This window comes from Psychrobacter sp. TB55-MNA-CIBAN-0194, from assembly GCF_040309505.1.
GTDB classification, from domain to species: domain Bacteria; phylum Pseudomonadota; class Gammaproteobacteria; order Pseudomonadales; family Moraxellaceae; genus Psychrobacter; species Psychrobacter fozii.
In genome coordinates this window covers 1-260 of the sequence record NZ_JBEOOW010000463.1, presented here as the reverse complement: position 1 = coordinate 260, position 260 = coordinate 1, and the positions used below count along the sequence as shown (strand labels likewise).

The window sequence follows — 260 nt, the reverse complement described above, 5'->3', positions numbered from 1 at the left end:
CTCGTATCTTAGACAGCCTGTATCAGACACCGATAGCTGATGCCTCAGTCTTGGTTGCTATCACTCATGAGCGTCATCCTAAGCTGCTATTGACGCGCCGTGCAGCTCATATGAACAGTCACGCTGGCGAAGTATCCTGTGCTGGTGGCAAGTATGAAATAGGCGATGGCAATAACGTCATCACCGCGCTGCGTGAAGCTTGCGAGGAGACGGCGCTACCACCAAACAAAGTCCAACTACTTGGTCAACTGCCTATCCAA

General features: G+C 51.5%; 1 protein-coding gene. It reads left to right on the top strand.

Annotation, left to right across the window (positions count from 1 at the left end):
- Positions 1–5 precede the first annotated feature (5 nt).
- On the top strand, positions 6–260 hold a 255-nt coding region (locus AAEY75_RS15905), incomplete at its 3' end, for an NUDIX hydrolase (RefSeq protein ID WP_352260133.1).